Raw genomic sequence first — 1,275 nt, 5'->3', positions numbered from 1 at the left:
GCGCAGCCGGGCTCCGGCTCCAGCGCGATCCTGATCGACCGGCCGGTGAGCTCCTCCAGGGCGTCCAGGCGCTCCGCGAGCATCATCAGGGCGCGCCGTGCCGCGCTGGCCGCCGCGCCGTCGTACCGGGTGCGCCAGGCGAGGGGCAGGGTGGAGATGGTGCCTTCGGTGACGTCGTCGGGGAGGAGTGTGGCGAGGAGGCGGGCGAGGTCGGTGGTGTGGGCGAGGCGTTCGGGGTCGGTCCAGTCGGGTCGGTAGACGCGGTATTTGACCTCCTCGGCGCCGAACCCTTCGTAGGGGAAGCCGTTGAGGGTGACGACTTCCAGGCCGCGGCGGTCGAGTTCGGCGCGTAGTCCCCGTAGGGCTGCGGGGTCGCAGGTCAGGGTGCGGGCGGCGTCTTTGGCGAGCCACAGTCCGATGCCGAGGCGGTCGCGGCCGAGGCGTTTGCGGACCGGTTCGCAGTGGTCGCGCAGCTGGGCGAGGACCCCGTCCAAGGTCTCGGCGGGGTGGACGTTGGTGCAGTAGGAGAGGTGGACCGTGGTGCCGTCGGGGTGGCGGAAGCGCATCGGTGCTCCTCCTTCGTCATTGCCCGCCGCGGAGGATGGAGTTGCCCTCGTGCAGCGTCTCGGGTTCCGTGAGTTCCAAGGAGAGCCGGCCGCTGAGTCCGTAGAACGCGACCGGGTTGCGCCACAGGACCTGGTCGACGTCGTCCTCGTCGAAGCCGGCGGCGAGCATGGCCTCGCCCACCCTGCGGGTCTTCAACGGATCGCTCTTGCCCCAGTCGGCAGCCGAGTTCACCAGCATCCGTTCGATGCCGTAGGTGGTGAGGACGGCGACCATCCGCTCCTCGTCCATCTTCGTGTCCGGGTAGACGGAGAACCCCAGCCAACAGCCACTGTCCAGAGCCGGTTCGACCGTGGTCTCGTTGAGGTGATCGACCAACACCCGATCGACGGACAACTCCGACTCGGCCACCACGTCGAACGTGCGGCGCAACCCCACGAGCTTGTCGCGGTGCGGGGTGTGGACCAGGGCGGGCAGGCCATGGTCAGCCGCGAGTTGCAGTTGGGCGGCGAATGCGGCGTCCTCGGCCGGGGTCATCGAGTCATAACCGATCTCACCGACCGCGACCACGCCATCCTTCACGAGGTAGCGGGGCAACTCGTCAAGGACCGGGATGCAGCGGGGATCGTTGGCCTCCTTCGGATTCAAAGCAATGGTGCAATGGTGCGCAATGCCGTACTGCGCCGCGCGGTAGGGCTCCCAACCGAGCAG

The 1,275-nt window shown here is 68.7% G+C and carries 1 protein-coding gene and 1 pseudogene; both read right to left on the bottom strand.

Features of this window, described 5'->3' with window-relative positions; translation table 11 throughout:
• Positions 1–566 (bottom strand): annotated as a pseudogene (locus ACH4E8_RS35140) (xylose isomerase); the annotation flags it as partial.
• A gap of 16 nt (positions 567–582) precedes the next feature.
• Positions 583–1,275 (bottom strand): TatD family hydrolase (locus ACH4E8_RS35135; protein ID WP_398455786.1); only part of this gene is annotated, 693 nt, incomplete at its 5' end.

This window comes from Streptomyces sp. NPDC017979 (assembly GCF_044328175.1).
Lineage (GTDB): Bacteria > Actinomycetota > Actinomycetes > Streptomycetales > Streptomycetaceae > Streptomyces.
The sequence above is the reverse complement of the archived record's forward strand: the minus strand, read 5'-3'. Positions and strand labels throughout refer to the sequence as shown.